This is a genomic window from Myxococcales bacterium, from assembly GCA_022184915.1.
Lineage (GTDB): Bacteria > Myxococcota_A > Polyangia > Fen-1088 > Fen-1088 > JAGTJU01.
This window is the reverse complement of record JAGTJU010000005.1, coordinates 434,371-458,992: the sequence shown is the minus strand read 5'-3', so window position 1 is coordinate 458,992 and position 24,622 is coordinate 434,371. Positions and strand designations below refer to the sequence as shown.

General features: G+C 62.8%; 15 protein-coding genes. 6 read left to right on the top strand and 9 right to left on the bottom strand.

Annotated features, from left to right (window positions below):
• Positions 1 to 373: 373 nt before the first annotated feature.
• Together KA712_20425 and KA712_20420 are read left to right on the top strand one after the other, a co-directional pair.
• Positions 374 to 1,387, top strand: coding sequence for an Ig-like domain-containing protein (locus tag KA712_20425; protein MCG5055337.1), 1,014 nt, complete (start codon positions 374 to 376; stop codon positions 1,385 to 1,387).
• Positions 1,341 to 2,120: a hypothetical protein gene (locus KA712_20420; protein ID MCG5055336.1), complete on the top strand. Its 780-nt coding sequence runs from the start codon at positions 1,341 to 1,343 to the stop codon at positions 2,118 to 2,120. Before KA712_20425 ends, KA712_20420 begins: the two co-directional genes overlap by 47 nt.
• 38 nt (positions 2,121 to 2,158) lie before the next feature.
• Here the strand turns inward: KA712_20420 and KA712_20415 are convergent, their stop codons facing one another.
• A complete protein-coding gene (locus tag KA712_20415) occupies positions 2,159 to 4,804 on the bottom strand; it encodes a protein kinase (GenBank protein MCG5055335.1) in 2,646 nt (881 codons plus the stop codon).
• Positions 4,805 to 5,692: 888 nt separating this feature from the next.
• Between KA712_20415 and KA712_20410 the strand changes: the two genes are divergently transcribed.
• Entirely contained in the window at positions 5,693 to 6,187 is a 495-nt protein-coding gene (locus KA712_20410; GenBank protein ID MCG5055334.1) for a DUF1554 domain-containing protein, read from the top strand.
• Positions 6,188 to 6,215: 28 nt separating this feature from the next.
• On the opposite strand, the gene KA712_20405 is transcribed toward KA712_20410, so the two are convergent.
• Positions 6,216 to 7,727, bottom strand: a complete 1,512-nt coding sequence (locus KA712_20405) for a fused MFS/spermidine synthase (GenBank protein ID MCG5055333.1) — start codon at positions 7,725 to 7,727, stop codon at positions 6,216 to 6,218.
• A gap of 266 nt (positions 7,728 to 7,993) precedes the next feature.
• Between KA712_20405 and KA712_20400 the strand changes: the two genes are divergently transcribed.
• On the top strand, positions 7,994 to 9,049 hold the full coding sequence (locus tag KA712_20400) for a hypothetical protein (protein ID MCG5055332.1): 1,056 nt from the start codon (positions 7,994 to 7,996) through the stop codon (positions 9,047 to 9,049).
• Here KA712_20400 and KA712_20395 read toward each other — a convergent pair.
• From KA712_20395 to vgrG, 7 genes are all read right to left on the bottom strand, one after another.
• Positions 9,024 to 11,612 (bottom strand): hypothetical protein, encoded by a 2,589-nt coding sequence (locus KA712_20395; GenBank protein ID MCG5055331.1) that lies wholly within the window; start codon positions 11,610 to 11,612, stop codon positions 9,024 to 9,026. The genes KA712_20400 and KA712_20395 overlap by 26 nt on opposite strands.
• Positions 11,609 to 12,469 (bottom strand): DUF4150 domain-containing protein, encoded by an 861-nt coding sequence (locus KA712_20390; GenBank protein ID MCG5055330.1) that lies wholly within the window; start codon positions 12,467 to 12,469, stop codon positions 11,609 to 11,611. Before KA712_20390 ends, KA712_20395 begins: the two co-directional genes overlap by 4 nt.
• Before the next feature lie 11 nt (positions 12,470 to 12,480).
• Positions 12,481 to 12,960, bottom strand: a complete 480-nt coding sequence (locus KA712_20385; protein ID MCG5055329.1) for a hypothetical protein — start codon at positions 12,958 to 12,960, stop codon at positions 12,481 to 12,483.
• Between the two features lie 30 nt (positions 12,961 to 12,990).
• Positions 12,991 to 13,251, bottom strand: coding sequence for a hypothetical protein (locus KA712_20380; GenBank protein ID MCG5055328.1), 261 nt, complete (start codon positions 13,249 to 13,251; stop codon positions 12,991 to 12,993).
• 1,055 nt (positions 13,252 to 14,306) lie between these two features.
• Positions 14,307 to 18,578 (bottom strand): RHS domain-containing protein, encoded by a 4,272-nt coding sequence (locus KA712_20375; GenBank protein MCG5055327.1) that lies wholly within the window; start codon positions 18,576 to 18,578, stop codon positions 14,307 to 14,309.
• On the bottom strand, positions 18,578 to 20,038 hold the full coding sequence (locus tag KA712_20370; GenBank protein ID MCG5055326.1) for a hypothetical protein: 1,461 nt from the start codon (positions 20,036 to 20,038) through the stop codon (positions 18,578 to 18,580). The genes KA712_20375 and KA712_20370 overlap by 1 nt, the downstream gene beginning before the upstream one ends.
• Positions 20,039 to 20,040: 2 nt before the next feature.
• Entirely contained in the window at positions 20,041 to 22,242 is a 2,202-nt protein-coding gene (vgrG, locus tag KA712_20365) for a type VI secretion system tip protein VgrG (protein MCG5055325.1), read from the bottom strand.
• 405 nt (positions 22,243 to 22,647) lie between these two features.
• Between vgrG and KA712_20360 the strand changes: the two genes are divergently transcribed.
• Positions 22,648 to 23,511 carry a hypothetical protein gene (locus KA712_20360; GenBank protein MCG5055324.1) on the top strand — a complete coding sequence of 288 codons (864 nt, stop codon included), beginning with the start codon at positions 22,648 to 22,650 and terminating at the stop codon, positions 23,509 to 23,511.
• Positions 23,508 to 24,614 (top strand): DUF2169 domain-containing protein, encoded by a 1,107-nt coding sequence (locus tag KA712_20355; GenBank protein MCG5055323.1) that lies wholly within the window; start codon positions 23,508 to 23,510, stop codon positions 24,612 to 24,614. The genes KA712_20360 and KA712_20355 overlap by 4 nt, the downstream gene beginning before the upstream one ends.
• Positions 24,615 to 24,622 lie beyond the last annotated feature (8 nt).

Below are 24,622 nucleotides of genomic sequence, written 5' to 3'. Positions count from 1 at the left end.
GTAGTGATCGAGCACGAGCAACCCCACGAAACGCAGGAGCATAGATGCCAGTTGCGGGACGAAGGGTGGGAGTTTGCGGGTTTTCTTGATCTGATTTGTTCGCTTCACGTTCTTTCCTCCGAAAGAGTCCAGCCCGCCTGCGGCTTGCAGGCGTTTCCGAGGTCTCGGCCAGCCCTCTGCGATTTTTTCCGCGCGGCTGAACAAATCGACATCGCCGTCCTTTCAACACACAGGCGCCTCGACCCGCTTTGGCGCCAGGTTGAGGGGGAGGAGGGCCCGTGGTGTACGCTGCGCGGTGTCGGCGGGGCTCACTCGGCTTCGCCATTCGCCCCGCCCTTTGCTCACACACCAGCCCTGGCCAGGAGTCCGCCTCGTGAAGCCCAACAGCCGCCGCCTTCCTGCGATTCTGTGTCTTTGCGCGTTGCTCGCCGCGTGCGACTTCGACCCAGGGGCAGACTCGGGCCAGGGACCCTCTGCACTTGACGACGCCGGGTTGCGCGACGGAGCTTCTGCAGCTGGCAGCCAAGACGGGGGAGCGGAGGTCGCGGGTACCTTCTTCGTGGTGTCGACGACGCCCGAGGCAGGCGCCAAAGGCGTGGCTCTTGACGCCGGGGTGACGCTCACCTTCTCCGTGCCGATCGATCCATCCACGCTCACTGCCGCCTCTGTGCGCCTCCTGGATGAAACGGGCGCCGAACTTCCCGCCAGCCTGATGGCGGAAGGCGCCGTGGCAAAGCTAACGCCTCTGGCGCCTTTGGCTCTGCTGACGGGCTTCCGGGTCGAGGTGTCCCAAAACGTGCGGAGCCAATCTGGGGCAGGTCTCGTCAGCAGCTTTTCTCTCGAATTCGAGAGCCGGGAAGGCACCTGGTCAGAGCCGCTCGTGCTCGACGCCAACCTGGGGGAAGATCTCCGGCAGCCCGCCGTGGCCATGAACGATCGGGGTGGTGCCCTCGTGGTGTGGTCGGTCCTGACCCCTGCGTTCTTCCCGACGTCGGGGGCAATCCTTGCCACGTACCGGCCCTCTGGCGGCCAATGGTCTCTCCCCACGGCGCTGAATGGGCCTGGCGAGCGAGCTCGCGGCCTTCCCCAGCTTGGCCGCGCGCGAAGGCAAGGCATGGGCGGTCTGGCAAACGTTCCCCACCCCGGGGCGCTTGGCGAGGCGTGTGGTGGCAGCCATGCACGACGGACGGCAATGGGCACCACCAGTCGTTTTATCCGAGACAGACAATGCGGAGCTAGCGGCACTTCAGGTGGTGGCCCTTTCAAACGGAAAGGCTCTGGCGGTGTGGGAGCTGCACGACCCCAAAGTCGAGCGCAGGCAGATCGAGGCGAGTCTCTTCGTGGGAGGAAACTGGCAGCCGCCCGTGGTGCTCAGCGACGCTGTTGACGAAGCCCTGCGCCCGCACGTCGTGCCTGTTGCCGAAGGCGCCGCCGTTTCCTGGATCGCCTACGACACCAAGAACGACTCCGACATTTCGGTGAGGGTGTTCGACGGGGCTGCGTGGGGTCTCGAGACCTCCCTCGGGGTCGGCGTTGGGTGGCCCTACGGGCCTCGTGAAGTGCGCCTGGTGCCCAGCACGCCCTCCGGGTTCACCGCTGTGTGGTTTGCTCACGCCCCGGGCGAAAAGGGCGTTGACGGTGCGACCGTCGCAGCCGTCACATTCGACGCCGGTCAGCCATCGCCCGCCGTCGATCTGCGTGGTGGGGCCACGGGAGTGGTGAAGGAGCTGGCTGTGGCGTCTTCGCCCGGGCCCGCGCTCGCCACGTGGTGCGGCGCGGGCGGCTGCTGGCTTGGCAGCCGTGGCGCTGCGGGATGGACGTCGTTCGTGCTCGGCGAGGTTCCGGCGTGGGCCTTTCCGGTCGTGGCCCGGGACCCAAGGAACAACGGTCTCGTCGGCTGGCTGAGGAGCGCGGCAGACAAGACCTCCCTCGGGTTCAAGCGCATCCGAGCCGGGAAGGTCGACGGCGTAGCTCCCGAAGCGTTTTCCCGATTGGAGAAAAGCGCGTGGTATCCGGCCCTCGCCATGGATCCGTCAGGGACCGCGCTCGTTGCGTGGACCGAAAACACCCCCGCTCCAGGGATCACAGGCGGCAGCCTCTGGGTACGCGTTTTCGAGTGACCTCGGGAGGGTTCTCGGACGAGACCGCCACAGCCGCCTCACCGTTCATCTGAGCCCTCAAGCTCGATGAGCACACGCTTGCGCCCCCGGAGGGCGAGCGCGTTGCCGGGTTCGAGCGCAAGGGCGGCGTCTAGCGAGGTGAGCGCCTCCGACCACCTTTCGAGGCTGAAGTGAATTTTCGCTAAAGCCAAGTGCCCCCGGGCGCCGGCACCAACCTCTATCGCTTTGCGGGCTGCTTCCGTGGCCCGGGCGATCTGTCCCGCCTGAAGTGCGTGCTCTGACTCATCGAGAAGCTCCGCGATCAAGGCAACCGGAGCCCGGGGATCTACCGCCAAGGAGGCGGGCTCTGTCCCTGGCGGACTGGCTTCAGTCGAGTTCCCATCCAGCGCGAGGTCTGGCGGCTCCGGCGCCTTGGGCCTGGCCACGTCGTTTTCGGCGTTCTTGGCGCCGGACACAGGAAAGACCGAGGGCGGCGACACCGGTGCGCGGAGAGGGCTTTTGGGCCCCGGGGGTGATTTGCTTGCCGGTGGCTCCTGCGTAGGTGCTAGCTCACGCAGCGACGTTGGCGGAGCCGGGGTTGAAGGGCCCACCTGCAGGGGGGAAGACTCAGCCGCCCCGTCCACTACGCCGGCGGGTTCGGGAGACCTAGCGAACCACGAGCCTATAGCAGCGACACCCAGTAAGGCCGCTGATCCCACGGCCACCACAAAGGGGCGTCTTCGCAAGAAGGGGCGCCGGTCGACCACATCGGTGATGGGAAGGCTTCGCAGTGCAAGAGCGCCCGAGTTGAACTTGTACTCGGCCTCGAGCGCGAGGGCCAACTGCGACCGCAAAGCGTTTGCGCCCTCGGGGCGGAGCCTGCGGTCGGGGCTCAAGCACGAGAGCACGATCCGTTCAACCTCGGCGGGCAGGTCGGGGGCTGCGATCTTCAAGACGGCCCGGTGTTTGGCGGGAGCCCTCTCGGGGTCGGTCTCGGCCGCATCGGGAGCCTGCCCAGCCAAAAGGTAAAACAAGATGCCACCCACGGCGAAGACGTCGACCCGCGCGTCGATGTCAGAAGCTGCAGCACGCTGCTCGGGGGCCATGTAGGCCGGCGTGCCTACGAACGACCGCGAGTGGGATTGTGCCGGGTCTTCTACCAGATCGGCGCGCAACAGCTTTGCGACACCGAAATCGAGGATCTTGACGAGATCTCCTCCCTCCACCGGCGTCCTGACCAACATGACGTTGGCCGGCTTGAGATCCCGATGAATGACATCGTGGTGGTGAGCGACCGCGAGCCCCTCGCAGATTTGAAGACCCAGCTCGAGCACACGATCGACATCCTGGGGACCTCGCTTCTTGACTAGCGAATCGAGATCGCAGCCGTTCAGATACTCCATGACGAAGTAGAAATCGCCGTCGTCCGTGGTCCCAGAGTCGAACACGGTCGCGATGTTTTGGTGGACGAGCTTCGACATGATCTCGGCCTCTTGCTTGAAGCGGCGGATACGCTCCCGCTCTTGGCGGCGCTCGATGCTGCGGGCAACCTTGATGGCCACATCGCGCCGAAGCCCCTCGTGCCGTGCCCTGTAGACTCGACCCATGGCTCCTTGTCCCAAGACCTCCTCCACGCGATATTTCCCGCCGAACAACTTCCCAACGAGAGGATCGCTCGTTGCTTCCCGCGAATCAGGACCCTCGGCGAGCCGTTCCAGCTCGGCGATCACCCCGTCTGGCACGACCACTCTCGGCGTTCTTGGCCCCGAAGAGACGAACTGCACGCCTTTTTGAACCAGCGCCGCCAGCTCCCTTTCCTCCTCATCGATGCCGCCTTCGTAAAGGCCACGCATGAACTTCGCCAGCTCCTCGCTTCCGCCGTGGCCGCGCAGTACATGCGACAGCTCGTCTCGGGCCTCCGCCGCTGAGCCGAAGCGCTCCTCGACATCGGGGTCGATCAATTTCTTGACCACGTCTCGAAGGTAGTGCGGCACTGCCGCGAGAGATTCGGCGAACGACACGCGGCCCTGGGCGGCAGACTCAGCGTCAGGGCCCACGCGTCCGACCAGCCACTCGAGCAGGATCAGGCCGAGGGAGTAAAGGTCAGCCCTGCCATCGATGGGCTCGCTCCTCAAGTACTCGGGCGCCGCGTAGTTCTTGTGCCCCCACACGATCCCCGTGGCGGTGTTCACTTCCTTTTTGCCCCACGTTGCAATACCGAAGTCCAAGATCTTCACGTCCCCGTCGTAGGACACGATGATGTTGCTGGGAGCGATGTCTCGGTGAACGGTGCCATCAGCTGCTCCGTGAGCGTAAGCCAATCCAGTGGCGACTTCCTTTGCGATGTAGGCCGCCATCATGGGCCGCATGCCTAACTGCTTCTTCGAGCAGGTGACCCACATCTCGTGGAGGGTCTTGCCCCGAATGGGCTCCATCGCCAAGAATGCATCACCGTCGGCGAAACCCGCTTCCGTGACGCTGACGATGTTTCGATGACGCAGCTGTGTAACAAGCCGTGCCTCGTCCAGGAATCGCCTCTCGATCTCTTTTTGGTGATCGAGATTCGCGCCCCTTCTCACCTTCTTGATGGCGGACAGTGTCGGCGCTAGGCCGCCGGCCCGCATGGCCAAGAATACACTGGCCATTCCGCCGGACCCCAGGGGCTTGAGCAGGACGAAGTTCTGCCCGAACCGCCGAGGGAACATGGGTTGGACCGCTGGGGGGCCCTCCTGCGAATCGTGCTCGAAGCCCTGTGTGCTCACCGGCGTGCCCTCGGGGGGACTCTGTCCGGACACGGGCTCCTCTGCGCGCTCACTTCCGAGCGATCTCTTAGGGGGTGAGGATACACGGTCACGGTCGCCGAGCTTACTCCAGCGGCGCCTGACCGTGAAGCGGGTACCACTCGTCATTTGCCCCGCGGGTTCGTGATTTCCAAGTGAAGATCGTGCGAAGCTCGTTACCGCGCTTGATGAGCACCTCTACGTCGACCTCTTCTTGAAAGGCGAGTGCTTGGCCAGATCCGTGCGAGAACGCAGGTCAGCGGGATGCTTCGTCGCGGCGCCCGAGTTCTCTATGTTGCGTCGCGTCGTCCTGCCGCATGTGCATTTTCCGATGTGTGCACCAGCCCGCGATGCGAGTCCCTGATTAACCCACCTTCGAGGAGAGCCTTCATGAACCCATCAAGTCGCAAATTGAGCAGACTGCTTCAAGGGCACGTCGAGGTTCTCTGCCTCTGCGCCCTACTTTCTGCATGTGCATTCGACCCGGAGGGAGCTGGTGCGGATGCCTCTAGCGCAGGCCGGGATGAGGTCTTCGACGGCTTGGATCCCTCTGGAGCGCAGGACGCCGCTGCGGATGATGCTGGAGTCGGTACTCACTTGGTTGATTCGCTGCCCGGGGACGCAGGAACCCAGGTCGACGCTGGCCTGCAAGACGCATTGCCGGCAGCCCCGCCGATGCAGGTTTGCGGAGACGGGGTTCGAAGCGGTACGGAAGTGTGCGACACTGGTCCAACGTTCTCAGTTGGGGTTGGGGCGTGCAATCCGGAATGTTCAGGCTATTACGCAAAGAAATACATCCGCCCAACGCCCGCGGTGTTTTCTCCCCCTGGTGAGGGGCGAGGCTACTACACGGGTGACCTTGGTGGTATCGCTGGAGCAGACGACATCTGTCAGGAGCTCTTCGGCAGGGTCGGATTTCCCCAGTGGAAAGCCTTGCTCGTGGGCGGGGGCCGAATCGCCTCTGTGAGTCCGTTTCGGGGGGACGGCCAGGTCGATTGGGTGATAAAGCATTACACGTATTATCACGCTGGAAACGACGACCTCGTATGGCGTACAGACGAGGTGCCCCTACTGGGCGTGAGGGATGGTCTGAGGCAGAACCTTTTGGCCGAGTTTCTCGACGAATATCCGTGGGGTGGTTGGAAGACCGATTGGACCATCGAGCAGAAGGACGGGAAGGACGCCACGTGTGAGGGCTGGACGAGCGCGCGTTTCGAGGACTGGGGGGTGTTCCCGGTAAACGATCTTTCCCGGGGAGCCTTCGAGCCTTGCTCGTCTCCGTCGGCGCTCGTTTGTGTCGAGCAATGAAGGAATCTGCTTGTTCCCTCTCTTCTCGTTAGAGGGCCCATACCTGAGGAGGAAGGAGCTCATTCATCGCCCGGAAATGAGCTTCAGCGATGCTGGTCTGCTGCCAGTCAAGCTGGTTGAGTTCGTCCGTGTTCACGGAGCCGGCTCGAGGCGAAATCTCCCATGCTGGCATAGATTTCAGAATTCTTGCTTCATGCTCGCTAGCGCCCTTCGAATGGGCGATCAGATCTGTCTCGATCTTTCCGTCCGTTGCGAAGAACACAACGTTGCTCAGCGTTGGCTCGCCAGGTCTAGGTGGGTGGTCTTGAAAAGCGCGAACGTTGGAAAAATGGGCGCGGAGTGTGGCGTGAACAGATGTAAGCGCTCGCGTGTCTTCCCCCAGGGGGAATCCAACGAAGTTCAAAGCAAGAAGGCCTTGGTCGGAAAGTCTCGCTTTCAGTTCCCCTATTGCTTCTGAGGACAAGAGATGAGATGGCGAGCTGCCTCCGGAGAAAGCATCGTGAAAGATGAGGTCATGGCGCGCGCTTTGTTCCCGGACTGCGACGCGAGCATCTGCCACCGTGACGGGTAAGTCAGGGAAGCCGAAGTGCCGGCGGGCCATGCGCACGACCTGCGGGTTAATTTCGATGATGTGCAGTCTCAAGCCTCGCGCAATCAGGGGCTTCACCACGCCCCCTGATCCGAGTCCTATGATCAAGGCCGAAGAGGCCTCGGGGCGTAGGCTAGCCGCGCTGGAAAGTAGGTGAACGAAAGCGAAAACAGGACTGCCGTCCGAAAATGAACCACCAATTATGGAATGGTCCAATCGCAAGAGCTTCAGGTCCCGAGCTCTGTCTTTGATGACTTCTAGCTTTCCGAAGTGAGTGGGCTGGCTCTCCAGGATCACGAAGTTACCGATTTCGAGTGGGCGCGTGGCAGGCCACGAAGTGCAAATGGCGAGAAGGAGAGCGGTGGCTAAAGGGGGCCAGCGAATCCCCACTGAAAGAGTTCCAAAGATGATCGTGAAGCCCGAAAGCCCCCAGCAAATCGAATGAACTGAAAAGGAAGGAACGAGCCAAAGTCCCGTCGTCAAGGTTCCGACGAGACTGCCCAACGTTGATATGGCATAAAGGCTCCCGATCGCTCGGCCGGGAGGTATCGACTGCTGTTCGACCCTGATGGCGGTGGCGAGAACCGCGACGCCTCCCAGTGGAACCAGCGGGGGACCGATCAACGAGGCAATGGCGACGAACGGACCAATCCGCGGACCGAGTGGAATGCACGAGAGCAGGACCGCAGAGGCGGTAAGCGGAATGATGGCGATGGCCGCCCCTGCGGCCAGCAGCGCGAGGCCCAGCAGGCGTCCGCCCGAGGAGCGGGCAGCCAATCGGCCGGCCAAAGCGTATCCAAGCGCAAGGGCGCTCAATGTCACAGCAAGAAGAGCGGACCATACGAAGATTCCGGTCCCGAACACAGGTCCCGCATAGCGGGCGCCCAGAATTTCAAGCGCCATGATCGCGGCCGCAGCTACGAACGCGTCGAGCAACAGAAGGGCTACCATCGGTAGTCTCCTCCTGAAAAGCCCCATGCACCACCGGGTGAACTAGGGCCTGGCAACCTGGCCTGCTGTGAGTACATCACGGCAATCTACTTGATTTAACTTCAGGGACCCACGACATCTCGCGCCCGAAGGTTTCGCCCAGCGCAGCAAGAGCTGCGACTCGTCCGCGGGTTCGGATATGAACCTTGACGTTAGCTGGCGATCGAAGTCAAACTGCGTCGAGCAACAGCGGGAAACGCATCAAGAAGCGGGCTGAAGGCATGGTCATGAACTTCGACGAGCTGCTCGAGTCTTACAAGCCGAAGCCGGAACCGCCGGCGCCCGCCTACGTGCCTCCGCCGCCTGAACCGGAGAGACCGCTCTTGCCGCCCGAGTCCCTCGCGTTCCGGGCGTCAAAGCCTGCGGTCATCCTCTTCGACGTTCTGGCCCTCATCTACGGCATCGCATGCTTTTTCACTTGGAACGACGTAACGGAGCAGCCGGCGTCGCCTTGGCTCAGGCGCATCGACTTCCTGACGTTTGGGTTTCTCACCCTCTACGGGTTGGCGCGTGGCGTCTTCCACCGCTGGCATTACCGGCTTCGCGACCCCATCGCCACGCTCAACCTCTCCCTCGGCGTAAGTCTGTTCCTCTTCTACGGGACGGTGGCCCCTCCAGGGCTCCTACTCCGATTGAGCGCACTCTATGATGATAGCTCAGGCGAGCAGAGGAAGTACCTCGTCATCAGCGCCAACGAACGTGGGACGATGTCGAACCTGGAACCCTCGAGACGGGTCAGCGGATACTTCACGATTGCTGATCCAAGTGCACCAGGGAAAACCTGGGAGATCTACGTCGGACGCGAACAGCTTGATTATCATTATCAATCGACTCCGGCATACTTCTTGATCGAGCACCATCCGGGACAACATTCGATTCCTTGGCTCAATAGGAAGACTGCGAAGCCCATCTACAGTCTCGAGCGAATGCTGGGACCCGAGATAGACCCGTCACGTGTATCCCTCTTCTTCTTGAGCTTTCCTGAGTGTTTCGACGTCGGAATTGATCAACTGACCGATGAACTGCTCACGAGATCGAACGCCGTCGTTCTATACAACTCTGCGCCTAGGACCCGGCGGACAGAATGCCCAACTCCCCACTTCTATCGTAAAGGCCTCGAGCTGATTAGCATCGACGTGTGGAACTTCCTTATCCACTCCGGCTACAACCCCAGCGCAGGTACACTCATTCTTCGATGCCCTGATGGACGAATGAGGCAGTGGAACTTGCTAGAAGACGCATTGAACAGAGATGAGCTTAACTGCGCGGAGCCTGCTCCCTGAATTCAGCCATCCTCCGATACAGGTTCCTACGAACCTCGATTGTGCTTTCGTAGCCAACGGGTGTTTCAGTCAACGGGACGCCTTCTTGCGACCAAGGAGGTGACCACCTGAGAGTGACCTCAAGCTCTCGTCGAACGAGATCCCTTGCGGGGGAAAGCAGCCCACTCCAGTCAGCGTGTACTGTCAAGTCTATGAGTCGTCCCTGCACAACCTGAGGCACCACGATAATCCGACCATTGGGAGTCTCAGTAGGCTCGAACGGTGCCAGCATCGGAATCGCCATTTTGATCGGGCCACCGATCATAGAATCCCGGTACACGAGGTTCAGGGTCATCTCTGCCTCGTAGTGTCCCATGGTTATTTTGATCGATTGGCCTCTGCCCTTAATCTCGAACCGGCACATGAGAGAGTAAGCCGCCATGATCTGCTTCCTCAGTCCGTCGATCGTGTCTCTCCATTCCCCGTACTTTGACATCGCCCACGCAGGACGAGTTTCGGCCTCCATGCCGTAGCGCTTGCCGAACACCGTGTGTTCCACGAAGTTCTCCCATTCACTATCGGTGTAGACCCAAGCGATCGTTCCTGCCGCCGCTGCGGCCACCAAGAGAGCCCATCCAAGCCCTGGAACGCAAATCGCAAGAAACGTTGACCCGCTGATCGCAGACGCAGGCACAAGAGCTACCAAGCCGCCGAGACCGCTGAGCACACCTCCGACCGCGCCCGCGTAGGCCGCGGCTTCATCCCCCTCAGCCGCTGACTTGGTATAGTCGCCGTGGGCGCCGAAGAAGTCAGCGATGGCTCCTATCACGGGTGCCGCCTTCAGCATTGCTTTCGCCACGCTCTTTCGCATCGCAACTTTTGCGGCCTTCCCGCTCGCCGACTCGGCTGCCTGCTCAGCGCCCTCCGTCCCGTAGCGCCCCAGTACCTTGCTGGTGTCCTTCCATTCGTCCAGGTAGTTCTCGAGGCGGGCCCATTTCTCCGGATACGGCTCCGCCAGGATCCCTTCGCCTTTTGGTCCAACGAAGGGAACCTTCTTGTTTGCAGCCAGCGGCTCCCAAACGAAGGTCTTGAGCGCCCCGTTGACGGCACCTGTCGCCTTTGCATAGTCGTAAATGTCGTGACTCCCCTTCGTAGCGAAGTCCTCGATGATGAGCGTCCAGTAGACGACATCAACGGCCTTTCCTATGGCCTTGTTCGCAGCAACGACACTCTCCGCCCCCGCCTCCGCCTTGAACTTCGTGTCCAAGTGTTTCTTCAGATCCTCAATTTCTTTAGGACTAAACACCGTTGACACCGTTCCGGCGTACCCAGGATGCCGCTTCGGCGGGTATGGACTGTACTTGGGCTCCACGTTGCCCAGGAAGAAGAGTCTGATGTCCGAGAACTCCGTGCTGATACGCCTCCTGGCTATGAAGGCGGGGACAAACTTTGTGCGAAACTCCACCACCTGCTTGACATGCTTGCGAGAAAATGAGGCGTAGTCCTTTGGCTTTCTAACCGGTCCCTCGTCGACCATCACGACGTCTTCGTCGAGCAGTCGACGAAAGTGCTCAGGCGGGTCAGACAAAGTTACCCAACCCCTTGGATCCATCTCCAAGCTCTCCAGGAGCTTTGCCATCTCTTCAAGCTCTCGAAGCTTTTCGATCTCTGTTCCGATTAACCCGTACCATCCAACCCACAGATCGAAGTATTCGCTCTCTATGAAGGCACATAGCTTTCCAAATGCCAGGCTCGACGCAGTCCTGAGTTTTTGCTCATTTTCCTCACATTTTTCGATGAATCCCGACGCAGCCGTAAAAGAGCTCAGCTTGTGAGACAGTTTTGGGTCCCTTGTGCAGAACGCATTCAGAAACCTCGCCAGCGTGAGCTTCAACGTCCGTAGCTCGACCTCCTCGCGTTGCTTAGCCCCGGGTGCATACCCTGGCTGGGTGTGCGCCAGGAAGGTCTGCAACGCAACCACGGCACGTCTCTTCAGACTCATGGCCAAGGCCATCATATCGAATGCCAGGACCGTAAGGCTGCCGTCGGACGACTCGAACACGCTGCCGGCGGTGTGGTATCTCTTGCGTTGATCGTTCGGGATCGGCTTCGACGAAAGGTCAGCCACGGGAAGACGTACGTCTCGATGAAACGGCGACACGGCAAAGTAGCTGCCATCTGAGAGCCTCTCTCCCAAACTGAATTTCGCGAGCTCCCTCACGCACACTGAGTCAAGCTGAAATCGCGCCGTCACGAACATCCACAGATTCAGCTTCCCATTCCGGGCGGTTGGCAATGAAACCGACCAAACTCGACCCGAGGGGTCCAAAGCAGGCGCACTCTTCATGTGGTGCCCTGCCAGGTGAACGCGAAGAGCCCCCTCCTCATCGAACTCGAGAGCAGTATCCAAACTGAATCCCGTGTTGTCCCAGCGGAACGCGTACACCCACCGAGGCCCCTTGAGCACGTTCAAGTGCGGGTCGATCTCGACCGAACGGAACCATTCCCAGGGACGCAAGCCCTTGTGGGGCGTAACCGCAAGTGGCTCTGAAAAGTAGAGGCGCGAACTGAGAGACGTCGTCATGGCGAGCCCCCCTTGAGGTATTCATCAAACTGCGCCTCCAGTTCGTCTTCCTCGAGTGGCACTGGACCTGGCATCTCATCAAGCTCGCCATGGCCGGGCGGGACCGGCTCCGGATTTCGTGGGTTGCCTGGCATTTGGAGTAAACTAAAGGGTATCTCCTCAAAAACGGGAACCTCGAGGCCGCCTACGGATTGGAACAGTCCATACACCTTGGCGGGCATCACCTTGCGGAACACGAAGGTAACGTGCGTCGCGCTCGCTGCGCCCTTTTCTCCGTGAATCTCGAGACTGCCATCCGCGCTTCGCAGCACACACGCAAAGCTGGCATCATTTGCTGTCGACGTTCCTACGAGGATTTCATAGTCGAACGGCTTGTCTTCCTCCTCCCGCTTCTGCGGCTCTGGAAACAGCGGCACTTTCGGCATGGCCACCTGCATCGTGCCCATGTACGTCCCCACGGCCTCGCCCGGCGTGGGTGCCGCGTGGTTGTGGGTCATCATGTCCAGGTGCCGTGGCACGAACTCGCCCTCTATTTTCACGTTCATCGAAAAACTCGCGAAGTACGCCTTGCCCTCCACCACGTGCGTCAGCACCCCTCCCCCCGTGCTCCGCGCCATCGCGTTGCCCGTCGACTTTGCGAAGTACGACGACTTCTTCGCCATCGGGTTGCCTTCGATCTTCACCGTCGTCGCCCCGCCCGCCAGGTCCGCCGCCTGCGCGATGTTCGGCAGAGGCGTGGGCACAGGACCCGCCGGTGGCGCCGGCGGGCACAAGTTCACGTCCGGAAACGCCATCGACTTTCCCGGACTGCCCTTGTGAATGGCAGACATCCTGTTCACGAAAACGCTGTCGGCCATCTCGCGCCCCCTCAGTTGATTTCCACTGTGCCGCCGCGAATGCGGTTCGTGCCCCTCGCCCGTAGCTCCACCTCTTCACCACGCAGAAAGAGCCGCCCGTCGCTCGTCAGCCGCAGCGTGACCTCCCCACAACGAAGCACAAGCTCCTTCTCCGCCGTGAGCGAGATGACACGTCCGTTGACCTCCACCGTCGACGACGCGCTCTCCTCCAAAGTTCTCTCCGCGGGCGCCAGCAGCGCCGTGATCACCAGCGTGCCGTCACGGGTGCATGTCACCAGCACCTCGGCCCCTGCCGCCACCCCGCGCGCAAGCGCTGCCCCGTCCACACCCGCCACCACCCGGGCCACGCGAGCGTCTCCGGATTCGTCGGGCCAGCTCACCAGGGGACGCCGGCCGCCTTCCTGCTCGCTCCACCCGCAAAGGCGCACGATGCGGGTCTCCGGACTCACCAGCCCCACCTCGTCTCGAATCAGTTTCAACGCAGGTTTCATGGTTTTTTCCTTCCGTTCCCTTCGCTTCGTTTACACGCCCCTCGACACGCCCCACGCCCCGGCAGGCAACCCCATACGCCCCTGGGCCTCCGCGGCCGCGTGTTCCAGCATGCTCTTTTGGATAGGCGCCGGCGCGTCCGGGTCCACCGCCGACGACAGACCAAACACGATGCCCAGCTCGGCTGCCAGCAGCGCCCGTAACCGGGGCGGCACCCACGTGGCTTCCAGCGACGCCACGGCCACCCGAACGTCCAGCGCACGCCCCAGCCGGTGGCGCTTGCCCTTGACCAAGCGCTGACCTTGCGTTGGGCTTGACCCGATTTCGTGGACAGTTGGGTTAAGCGGATCGCTTCTGCAAAGAATGTAGCAGCTCGAACTCGACAGGCGTCCGGTAGTTGATGGACGAATGACGTCGACGATAATTGCAGGTCTCGATGAAATCTTTTGCCGACAGGGTGCCTACGGCTGCCGTCTCGATCCAGTCCGCGTTATGCATCTCCCGTTTCAAAGTGGCGAAGTGGAGTTCCCCCGGTTTCGTGGCCGGTCTGACTTTGCCGCAATCGCGGCGAGCTGGGCCTTCAATTTGAACTCGATCGGGCAGAGGGCCAACACCAACGGATTCTCGGGCGGGGGAGGGCATCAGCTGGCGCGCGACAGCGGTTCCGTAAAGGCCCTTCACGACCTACCGCAACTCGACGAGTCGCGAGCGGCACTGGCCCATTTCAACCCAAGCAGAGCGACAGCAACAACCGGAACGGAGCGGCGGTTCTCAAGTGACGACGATCCGAAGGAACCAGGCAGGTCATCTGGACCGATCGATTATCGGATCCTACCTTTGGGGAAAGCTGGATTCATCCGTTCTCCCGGAACCTTCTCGCCAAGAAGACGGGTACCATCTCCTATCTGCTCGTTGCGCCACTTAGCGAACAGGGGGAGTCCCGAAATTAGTACTCGAGCATCATTCCAGGTGTTCTCGCTTTCGAGCATCTGCAATAGTCCATGCAGTATCAGAGCACGGGAACCTGGCTCGCAGCTCCGGTAGTATTCGATCACGTTGCGAATGTTCCCCCCGTAAGTCGGATCCCGCTTCAACCGCCACAACAGGTTTCCAACGATCTCGGCCACTTGAGAGGTTTGCTTCCGGGTAAGCCTGCCATGGGGGGGACAAGGCCCGAGATAGAGGCGAAGGAGCGGCGCTAGGAAGTCGTAGCTCCTGTGATTCTCGAGAAGCTTTGCTAGAACCGGATGAACCTCGAGATCACGGTAAGCTAAGAGTTCGCTCCTCAATTTAGCTTCGTCCAATGGCCGTGACACTATTCGGAGCAACTCCTCCTCTGACGTATCGTTCACTTTCTGCACTCCCCTGGAGTCTTCTTGACAACCTTCATATCCGACGCGGGGATATCGCGCTCAATGTACCATTGCCTGACTCCGGTTGACTTGTTCGTAATGCCCGCAAACTTGGCATCATCGACGTTTTCGATGACCCGCAAAGTCCCTCCGTCCGCGAACTTCTTGTCCACCTTCTTCCAAAGATTCTTCCGATACAGCTTCTGTTCAAGCTCCCGGGCGTTCGCGACTTCTTTTACGTCTCGATACTTTGTCAACCACACCCGCCCGTCTTCGAAGTATGACTTCTTGATTCCAAACTCCTCGATGCTGGAGTCGTAGACCGAGGGGTCGTATCTCACCCATGCGTCATCCGAAATGCCCGCTAACCCGGCAGGATCTTTCCAGGTCGAAGGATCGTGCACGTACCCGTATGGACCAGCCCCCCCCGCAAGCCCAATGGGATCCCGCGACACGTACTCCCCAGCATCCGGGTCGTAGTACCTGAACCTGTTGTAGTAGAGGCCCGTCTCCTCGTCTTCGTACTGGCCGGGCCACCGGAACGGGCATGCGGACCGAATGCCGCGGACGTTGCGCAGGTCACCCCAGACAGTGATGTCGGCTTGCCAGACCACGCGGCCGAGTTCGTCGAGCATCGTCGTCGGCGTGCCGAGGTGATCGGTGATGATGCTGAGCTTTTCGTCGCCGACGAGCTTGGCCATGGGCGCGAAGCTCTCCGGGTCGAAGAGGTACGTGACCGGATGCTCCGGCGTGCCTGCGGCGGCGGCGGCCAGGTGGAAAGGCGCCGGGCGCTGGGCCGTACGAGCGCCTGGAGGCCCCTGCGCCGGCTGTGACGTCAGCAGTGCCTCTTGCCGCGCCTGTGCACTCGCGTCCGCACCAGGCACCTCGCTGTCGGGCCCCTCTTCCCCCTCCTCGCCTACGCGCTCCACCCACTCGTGCAGCGGCACGTTCCCGTCCCAGATCCAGCGCGTCCGCTTGTGTCTCCACTGCTTCCAGACACGGCGCCCGAGCGGGTCGTACCCGAACGTCACCTCCGCGCCGTCGGGGCGCACCACCTTCGCGAGACGACCAGCTCCGTTCCAGGCATACGTCCACACCCGCCCGCCCGGCTCTTCCTTACGTATAAGGTTGCCCTCGATGTCGTAGGCGTATCGGGTGACACCCTCCCTCCCGGTGGCTTCCAGCAGCTCACCACTCGGCCCATACTTCCGATCGCCGCGGTCGCGCATGCGAAACAGGTTCCCCACGGCATCCGGCATTCGCAGGTCGATTACGGCATTCCCCGAGGCGTCTTCCGAGCGCGCGGCGGCGAGGCTGCCCAGGGCGTCGTGCTCGAAGAAGATCGGTCCGCTTGCCGAATCCAGAATGCGCGAGAGCCGATCGTCAGGCTCCCATTTGTAAACCCGGGCGCGCAGTTCCTGCCCGTTCACCTCCAGGCTTTGCCGCACGGGCCGGCCCAACGTGTCGCGTTCCCACCGAGCCGCCACCCCACCCGGAAGCTTGCGCCCGAGCTCAAGCCCTACGCTGTCGCGTTCGAAGCTCACCTCGTACGGGTTCGCGCCACCACTGTCGGGCGCCGAGAACTCGAACGGCAGATCGTTACCGCCCGCCTCGATATGAGCGCTCACGCCCAGAACGTCGCCCATCCCGTTGCGTCGTATGTTGTGCTGCAGGCCCTTCGAAGACGTGAGACGCGTACGGTAGCCGAGCGTGTCGTAGGTGCTGACCACCCAGTCGCTGCCCTGTAGCTCCTTTACCACCCGCCCCAGCACGTCGCGCTCGAGCACCACGTGGGCGTCGGCATTGCTGGCGCGCACCAGCTCTCCATCGGCGCGGTACCCGAACCGTTCCTCGGTGCCATCGCTGTGTTTGGCCGCTAGCACCCGGCCCGCCTTGTCGTACTCGTACGCCGTGGTTTCGCCATTCGGGCGAATCACCTGGGTCACGCGGCCGGCCGGGTCGCGCAGGTAAGCGCGCCGACGACGATCGAAGCCCCACTCCTCCGCCACGAGCCCCGTCGGCCCCAGAACGAACTGGTACACCAGCCCGTGCTCGTTCTGAACGCCGAGCAAGCGCTCTTCCTTGTCGTAAGCGAACCGCACCGCCGTACCTGCCTCCTCTCGCTTGCGCAGGCGGTTCATGCCCTGGTACGTGAAGCGCACGTCGTGGTGCCTATCTTTGGCCGCCACCACGTTGCCCTCGGCATCGTAGGAAAAGACCCGCTCGTTGCCGTCGGGCTCGAGGATCCGGGTGATGCGCCCCAGGACGTCGAACTCGCGGAGTTGAGCGTTCCCTCGTGGGTCGATCGAGGCCACGCAGCGACCCATCACGTCCCATTGCCAGCGGCTCGCGTTACCGTCGGGCATGGTCAGGGCGACGAGGTTCCCTGCAGCGTCGTAGGCGAGCGACACCTGTTGGCCGCTTGGATCGGTCACGGCCACGAGGTTGGTGCCCTCCCACTGGAACTGCACCGTGCGCCCCAGCGGATCGCGCCGGCCCAGCGGGCGCCCCGCAGCGTCGTGACGCCACTGCCAGACGCCGGACATCGGATCCACGGCTTTGAGAGGGCGCCCCGCCTCATCGCTCTCCAGCAACAGCGTGGCACCGTCCGGTCCTTCCACGCGCGTGCAGAGGCCGCGATCATTGTAAGACCAGCGCGTGGCGACGCCGTCGGGCATGATCTCGGCGGTCTTCTGCCCCGTGACAGGGTGGTACTCGTACTTCGTCTCGGCCCCCGTGGCGTCGAGAACGGCAATGACTTGCCCGGACTCGTCGAGCTTGTAGAGCGTCACGTGCCCGAGCGAGTCCTCGACCAGTGTGGCCCCGCCTGTGTACGTGATGGCGTGATCGTAGATCCCGTCGTCACCCCACGTTCGAACGCAGCGGGCACTCGGATCGATGCCATCGTAGATGAAATAGAACGACAGACCGTTGCGGTTGGTTTCGCGCACCATCAGGTGGTGGCGGTATTCGTAGGTCCACTGGCCCGCCAACGCGTCCTCGGCCGACACCAGATCTCCCTGCGCGTCAACCTCGAACCTCATGAGCCGCGAAGGCGCTATCTCAGGCTTGGGGGCCACGGCCACACGGGCCAGATGCCCGGAGTCGTCATAGGCAAAGTGCACCAGACGCCCCGCGCTGTCACGAACCGTGGCAAGCCGCCCGAAGGCGTCGTACGAGAACAGGTGCGCAGCCCCGTCACGTCGTGCCTTCCTGAGCAACTTGAACTCGGACGATCCAGGGACGGGACCGAACGAATACAGCAGGCCCTCTTGCGTCTCGAGCTCGAAAGCCGAGGGGCCCGTGCACCTCAAAGTGGCACGCTCGACGTCATGGTAAACGGACATGCCAGGTTCGAGCACCCGATCGCGCAGGTCCCAAGTAGGAAACTCGATCTCGCGGCCCTGCTCGCTGCGCAGGACCATGCGGCCGCGTTCGGCCCACACGGCCACGTCGAGGCTATGATACCAACCGGCCCCGAGGGGGCCCTGTCGCCAGGACAGGGAGGAATCGTAAACACGGGAGAACGTGAGGGGCAGCGGTCCCGGCAGCTCGAAGTCCACGTTGTCGGTGAACATACGGCCGGTGGCCACGTCTACCGGGTGACCGGTGACGAAGCACTTGAGCCGATCCATCAGCGAACGTTCGCGACCGGCGAGCACGCTCATCTTTCGCTGCAGATACTTCGTGAGCTGGGTGAATCGCCGGCCCAGGAACTGACCGATCCGACTCTCCTTGAACAGTTTCGCACCAAGCTTGAGCGCCTTGCCCACCAGCGCGGAGGCCGCTTTCATACCGAGCCGCATGGCCACCGCCGTCACATCGGGCGCCGGTGGCCGGAGCACCAGCACGGGCGGTCCTTTGGGGATCGCCATGACCACCGAAACCGGTGCACGACCTGATGGATCGAAACAGGACAGGGCGATTTCGCCCATGCGGCATACGAACGAGCCCCCCATGGACACGTTTAGGCCTCCGAACATCAGCTCGGCGTCGTTTGAGGGCGGCTTCGCGAAGGGACCGGGCACGGGAATGTGAGGCCCACCCATCAAGGAGGTGACATTGGAGCCCACGTTGGTGACAGGCATGCTGTTGACGAGCACGGTGTTCGCACCCGTCGCCATACCGATGGACATGGCGACCGGGTCGATCACCAGGCCCACGAAGGGGTTGGGCAAAGGCGTCGGTACCGGTCCACCAGGCGTCGGTACCAGGTCGATGTGAATGTCCACACCAATAACGGGATCGAACCAGGTGGATACCAGCATCAGGCGCCGCCTCCCGCCTGGGCGGTAGCCTCGGCAAAGCTGCGCGCCATCTTCTCGGCGCGCGCCTGCCAACCCGCCGCCTCGGAGCCACGACCAGTGGCCCGGGCCCGATCCCTTAGGGTGTGCGCGAGTTCCAACGCTGACGAGCCGGCCACGTCGGCTGGCGGAGCAGCTTCGGCCACCTCGATAGCCTTCGTCCAGGCCTCCACGGCGCGGGTCTGCTCGCCCAAGGCGGCCAACATGTCGCCGCCCAGGCGGTAGGCCTCGATGGCCACGGCGGGCGCTTTCAACCGCGCCCCCGTCCGCCCTGCGTCCAAATAGGCCACGCCTGCCTCGGTTCGCTTAAGGCGGGCTGCATCGGGCGCCAACTCCGGCTGCGCCGCCAACATGGCGAGCGCGCTTCCCCGCGCCATGCCGGCCTGGCAGGCCACCGTGCCCCACCCTGCGGCTTCAGCGCGCCCCGCAGTTTGCGTGAAGAGCTCTAGGGCCCGCCTCGCCTCGCCACCGGAAAGCACGTAGCTGCCAAGCAGGAGCTCCATTTGCGCAGCCTCCTTCACGAGTCCCAGGCGCACGGCCACGTCGCGCGCCGCTCGTTGCGCGATCACGGCATCAGCGAAACGCCCGTCACCGGCCGCAACGGCCGCCTCGAGCAGCGCCACGCGCATCTCGTGCATGCCCCCAGTGTCCGTGAGCCCCGGCGGAACCCCCAGGGTTGCCTCCGTGCGCTGTTCGGGCAGCATCGGTGCTGGGTCCCGAACGCGCCGCGGGGGCGCCACGGAAGGCCCCGCAAACCCGGACATCTGCATCGGGGTAGCGCCAGCCGGGGCGCTCTTCATTCCTGCCACCAGCGCTGCCAGATCCTTGCGCCCGGCCGCACTGTCGACGCGCGCATTGACCAACTCGGCGGCGAAGGGCCCACGTGCCCGCTCGGCCGCCACCACCGGTGCAAGCCCCGAGGGGCCCGGCGTTACGACGACCCAACGGACCGCCTCCAGGGCCGCTGCGCTCACCAGAGAATGCACTTCAATCAGGCGCTCCTGAGCCCCCGGCGCCACCCGAAGCGGTGCGAGCAGCACCACGGGCGAGAGCCGCCCCTTCGCAGCTGCAGCCATCGCCTGCAGCCGTTTCGAGAACGCGACGATGGACGGCGTTTCACCACCCGGCAAGTCCGAAAGGGGCGGCTGTCCCGCCTCAACGAGCGCGCCCGAGGCTGTTTTCCACTCTTCAAGGAGCTCCTCGCCGCGCATGGGCCAGTTGGCATCGTCCGCCTCGAACGGAGTCTCGAGACAAAGCATCACGGCCGGCGGCCTGGCGACGGATTCCACCCTGCAGAACTGGGTGAGCACCGCCGGGCGCAGCGCCTCGTCGCTCTCCACCACAGTCAAGCGCACCCGCGCGTCGTTGGCGAAGGCGATGGCCGCCTCGCGGACCCTGGCCATGGGCCTCTGGACCGCGTCCATGATCAGCCAACCTTGATGATCGGCCCGGCGATGGCCACTAGGGCGCTACCGGTGACGTTTACGAGGGCACCTTTTATGTCGGTACCAGCCGGCGTCAAGGCAACCGCGTTGGGCCCGAGCTGCAGCTGAACCGCAACCGCTCCCTTGAGCGTGATCGTTCCGTCCATGCTCATGATGAGCGACGCCGCCCCACACTTGAGCTCGATCTGTTGCTTCGCCTCCAGCAGCAGTCCGCCTCCCTGGCTGTCCGCTACGATCGTGACACCGTTGTTCGTGATCTCGATATTGCCGTCGGAACCGATGAAGGCAGCGTCCTTCAAAAAGAGTTGCGTGCCCTTCTGCTCGAGATGGATGTGCTCCTGCGCATTCAGGTTGAATTGTTTGTCCACGGTGGTCGTCTTCGAAGCGCCCTTCACGAAGGTCTCGTCGTCGGACTTCTCCACCGTCTTTTTTTGCCCATCGTGAAACGTCTCTGTGTGCTTCTCGAAGACCTCGAGCTCGTCGGTCTTCATCACCTGGGTGTAGCGGGTGTCGACGTGATACTGTTCATCCTTCTTCGTGACGGTCGTCTTCCGCTCGCCCTGGACGGCTATCTCCTCGTTCTTGTGGACGGTCACCGCACGGTTGCCGTCCACCCTGATCGACTGATCTGCCTTGACGTACACGGAGTGGTTGCGCTCGGCCTGGACGTGTAGCTCTTCCTGGCCCTTTTTGTCCTCGAAGCGAATTTCGTTGAAGTTGTCTGCGTGGCCCTTGGGGCTGCTGCGGCTCTTCCATCCCGACTGCGTGGCGTTGTCGGGTAGCTTGTAGGGCGGCTTGTTCTTGCCATTGTAGAGCCGCCCGACGATGACGGGGCGATCCGGGTCGCCGTCGAGGAAATCGACCAGCACCTCTTCGCCCACCCGCGGAATCTGCACGAAGCCGAAACCGCCGCCCGCCCAGGGCTGCGACACGCGCACCCAGCAAGAGGTGTGCTTCTCGCTGGCCTGCGCATAACGATCCCAGTGAAACTGCACCAGGACGCGGCCAAGACCACTGGGATCCGTGTAGATCTCGGTTTCCGGCGGGCCGGTCACGATCGCGCTGTGGGGGCCGCGCATTTGCGGCTTTTGCACCGACGCAGGCAAAGCGGGCCGGAATTGTCGCTTGGCGCTCATGGCCGTAAAGCGCGCCTGGAACACCATCTCGGCCGCTGCGTCCGAGCTGCTCTCGAGCGCGTCGGATTCGATGCTGTAGTGGGCTTCGACGGCCAGGAACTCCTCGCTTTCGCTGACGTCGGGCAAATTGCGAACCCGGAACGTCGCGCCGGCATACAGCCCCCGGGCCGTGGTCTCGAACGCGATGAGCTCGCGCCGGCTCTGCAGGCGCTCGAGAGCCACACCGATCGCCTGGCGACCGTCCTCGTCGGTCAGGTACCCTCCGGGATAGTCGAACACCTCCAGGTGGTCGTTGGCGTGCCCCTGGGGGTCGTTCATCGCCATGCCCAGCGCCACCTGCTTGTATTCGTAATCGTAATCTTGCAGCGCCGCGTTCCCGGGCACGACCTGTCTCACCAGGTCCCAGGAGCTGATGTGCTCTTCCTCTCGCCTGCCCGAACGCGTGGGCGGATAAAACGGGATCGAAAGGTACCCCGGCACAGGCTCGTGCTTTGCAGCCGCGTCGATCAGGACCAAGCTGTGCCGGCCGCCCGTGTGACGGAAGTGGTAGTAAATGCCCTCATCGACCAGGAGACGTGAAACGAAGTTGAAGTCGCTCTCTCGATATTGAACCGTGTAGGGACGGGTCTTGTGCCCTGAGAGCTTCATCTCGATGGCCACGGGAATGCCGAGGCTCTCGCAGACTTCCGCGACGATATCGGGTACGGGCCGGTCCTGAAAGATGCGGCAGTCGGACTTGAGTTGCATCAACGACAAAAACGGCCCCAGCGTGGCTCGGTAGGCGGCAAAACGGCCCTGCATGCCCAAGTAGGCAAATTTGATGACGAAGCCCGTGAACTGGCGCTTGGCGAGGTTTGGCAATTCGAGTTCCAGCACCATCTCCGTGCCGAGAATCTTGTCGGCCCTGATGTTGTGGTTTTCGCTTCGCAGATCCAGAACCCAGGAGAAGGGCTCGCCAAGTTTCTCGTTGCCGCCGAAGCGGCGAAGCTGGAACGCCCCGGGGCCGAGGGCCGAAATCACGCTCACCTGACGGGTGTCCAAGAACATGGCTGCCTAATCTTCCCCAAAAGCTGCATCGGGTCTACAGACAAGTGGCTCACTCCGGCAGGGGGTGTGCGCGGGGGAATTATCGAGCGGCGTGGGGTGAAAGTTGCGCGGAAACGCATGCAGACCCACGCGCGGTGCGGTATCAGGTTGGAAACAACGTCAGGGTGACCACTTTTTCGCGCAACCCCGGTCCCGCCATGACCGATAACCCAGGGCGAGACGTTCCGTAGACGGCGGCACCGTCTTTCGGCAAGATGCGGACGGGCACCCCTCGGGGTCAGAATAGGTCACACCTGGAACTCACATGACCCCTCACCCACGGCACGCGCGCGCGCGACATCCGCGCGCTGGAAGGCTCCCGGGAAGGCAGGCTGGGAGAGCTTCGCGCGACGGCAAGGAGAACGGGTGAGCTCGTCGACTCTCACGATCGAGACGTTCTGGGGACCCCTGGAGTTGAGGGTGTCGCAGAGCCGGGGTGAGCCGAAGGAGGCCTTCCCGTTCGAGGTGCACGGACCCTACTTGAGCGCATGCGTTCGCGAGGCCTTCGAGAAAAGCCCGCTGCGTGCCCGGCGGCTGGCTGACGACGTTGCTTGGAGACTCTCGGTCGCGCCGGAGGACCCGCTGGGCGTCCTGCTCTCGGCGCTGCGCGAGGGCCTGCTGATCGCAGCGACGTCGGGCGACACCGCCGATGCCGATTCTCAGGGCATCGACGGGCAGGCGTTTCGAGCTTTGCGGGCGCGCTTGGGGCCCGTCTTTCACCTTAATATGCGCAGGCACCGCTTGGTTCCAAGAGACCAAGTGGAATCGGTACGGGCATCCGACGATTACGACGTCGTTCCTGCGACCGAGGCCGCCTCAGCGCTCCTTCGCATGGCTGAAGCTACGGCGGACCCCAAGCTCGTATCACATGCCGGGACATTGGCGGCCTATCTTCGAGACCTCCGCTCACCGGCCGCGAGCGAAGGCTACGTCCTGTTGCGGGCTGCGACGAAGCTGGCCATCGCCGCACGCGAGAGCACGGACGTGGTGACACCCGCACAGCTCAAAAAGCTGGCAGCCAAAAACTGGCTGGAGGTGGTGGTCTTTGGCCGGGATGGCAAGGCGATGCCCAACGTGACCCTCGAGATCACGCTGCCAAATGGTGGCGTGGAAACGCAGGTCACCCCTGCCAACGGTAAAGTGCGGCTAGACGCCATCTTCGAGTCGGGCCCTGGCCACATTGCCATCGTTCAGGTTGGCAAGTGGGTGATTCGACGGGAGGCGCCGTGAGGGTCGACAACCGTACGCCGGCCGTGGTGGGGCAGAGTTTCGGGCGCACCCTGCAAGGTGAGGAATGTATTTTTTTGATCCTGAAGTCGACCTTCTCATGGCAAGCCGATGGCCGCTTGGTTCCCGAAAGGGAAGGGGCTGCGCTGGTCGAGGCGGATCTCTTCACCGGTGAGGCTGGCGTCAGCTCCATGGCCTACGCCGCTGACACGCTACCCCCCAAAGCACGCACCGACGTGTACCTCGTGGGCAGCATCTCGCTGCCCGAACCCAAGCCTTTGGTGGATGTATCCCTGCAGGTGGGTAGCCACATCAACAAGGTCGTGCGCGTTTTCGGCACCCGTCTTTGGCAGCGGCAGCCCAAAGGGCCGCCCACCCCCGGCCGGGCCGAGCCCTTCTCTGAAATGCCGCTCGAGTGGGAGCGCGCGTACGGCGGCGTTGCGATGAGCGACCCGAAGCTCTTCGAGCCCTGCAACCCCATCGGCTGTGGTGTGGTTACCGACGAGGAGGCACCAGGGCCCGGCCATCGTTTGCCAAACTTCGAGTGGCCGGCCGAGCCCACTTCCTGGGGGAAGCGCCGCGCCCCCGCGGGCTTCGGGCCGCTATGCCCTCACTGGCAACCACGTGCGACGCGAGCCGGCACCCACGACGACCGGTGGAAGCAACTTCGTGCGCCGCTGCCACCCGAAGACTTCGATGTGGCTTATTTCAATGTCGCGCCCGACGATCAGCAGCTGAGCGCCTTTCCGAGCGGCGAAATCGTCACCTTGACCAACTTCACCCGCCGGCGGCAAGAGTCATTCGTGGTCCCCCCGTCGGCCTTCCCGGTCACCCTGGTGGACGACGGCCACCTGATCGATCGCCAAGCTGCACCCGATACCCTCGTCATCGATCTCGACGAGCGACGAATCTTGTTGAGATCGGCGCTGGCGTACGTGCCATGCGCGAGTCTTCTGGACCTGACAGCTGCGATCGTGGGCCCCTTGTCGCTAGGCGAAAGGAAAGCCCTGCTCTACGGCAAGCGGTACGTTCGGCTGCGAGAGTGCGGGCCAAGCCGGGAACCAAGGCTGGGGCTAGACGGCCCGACCGTCCCCCGGGCAAGATGAGGGCGGCC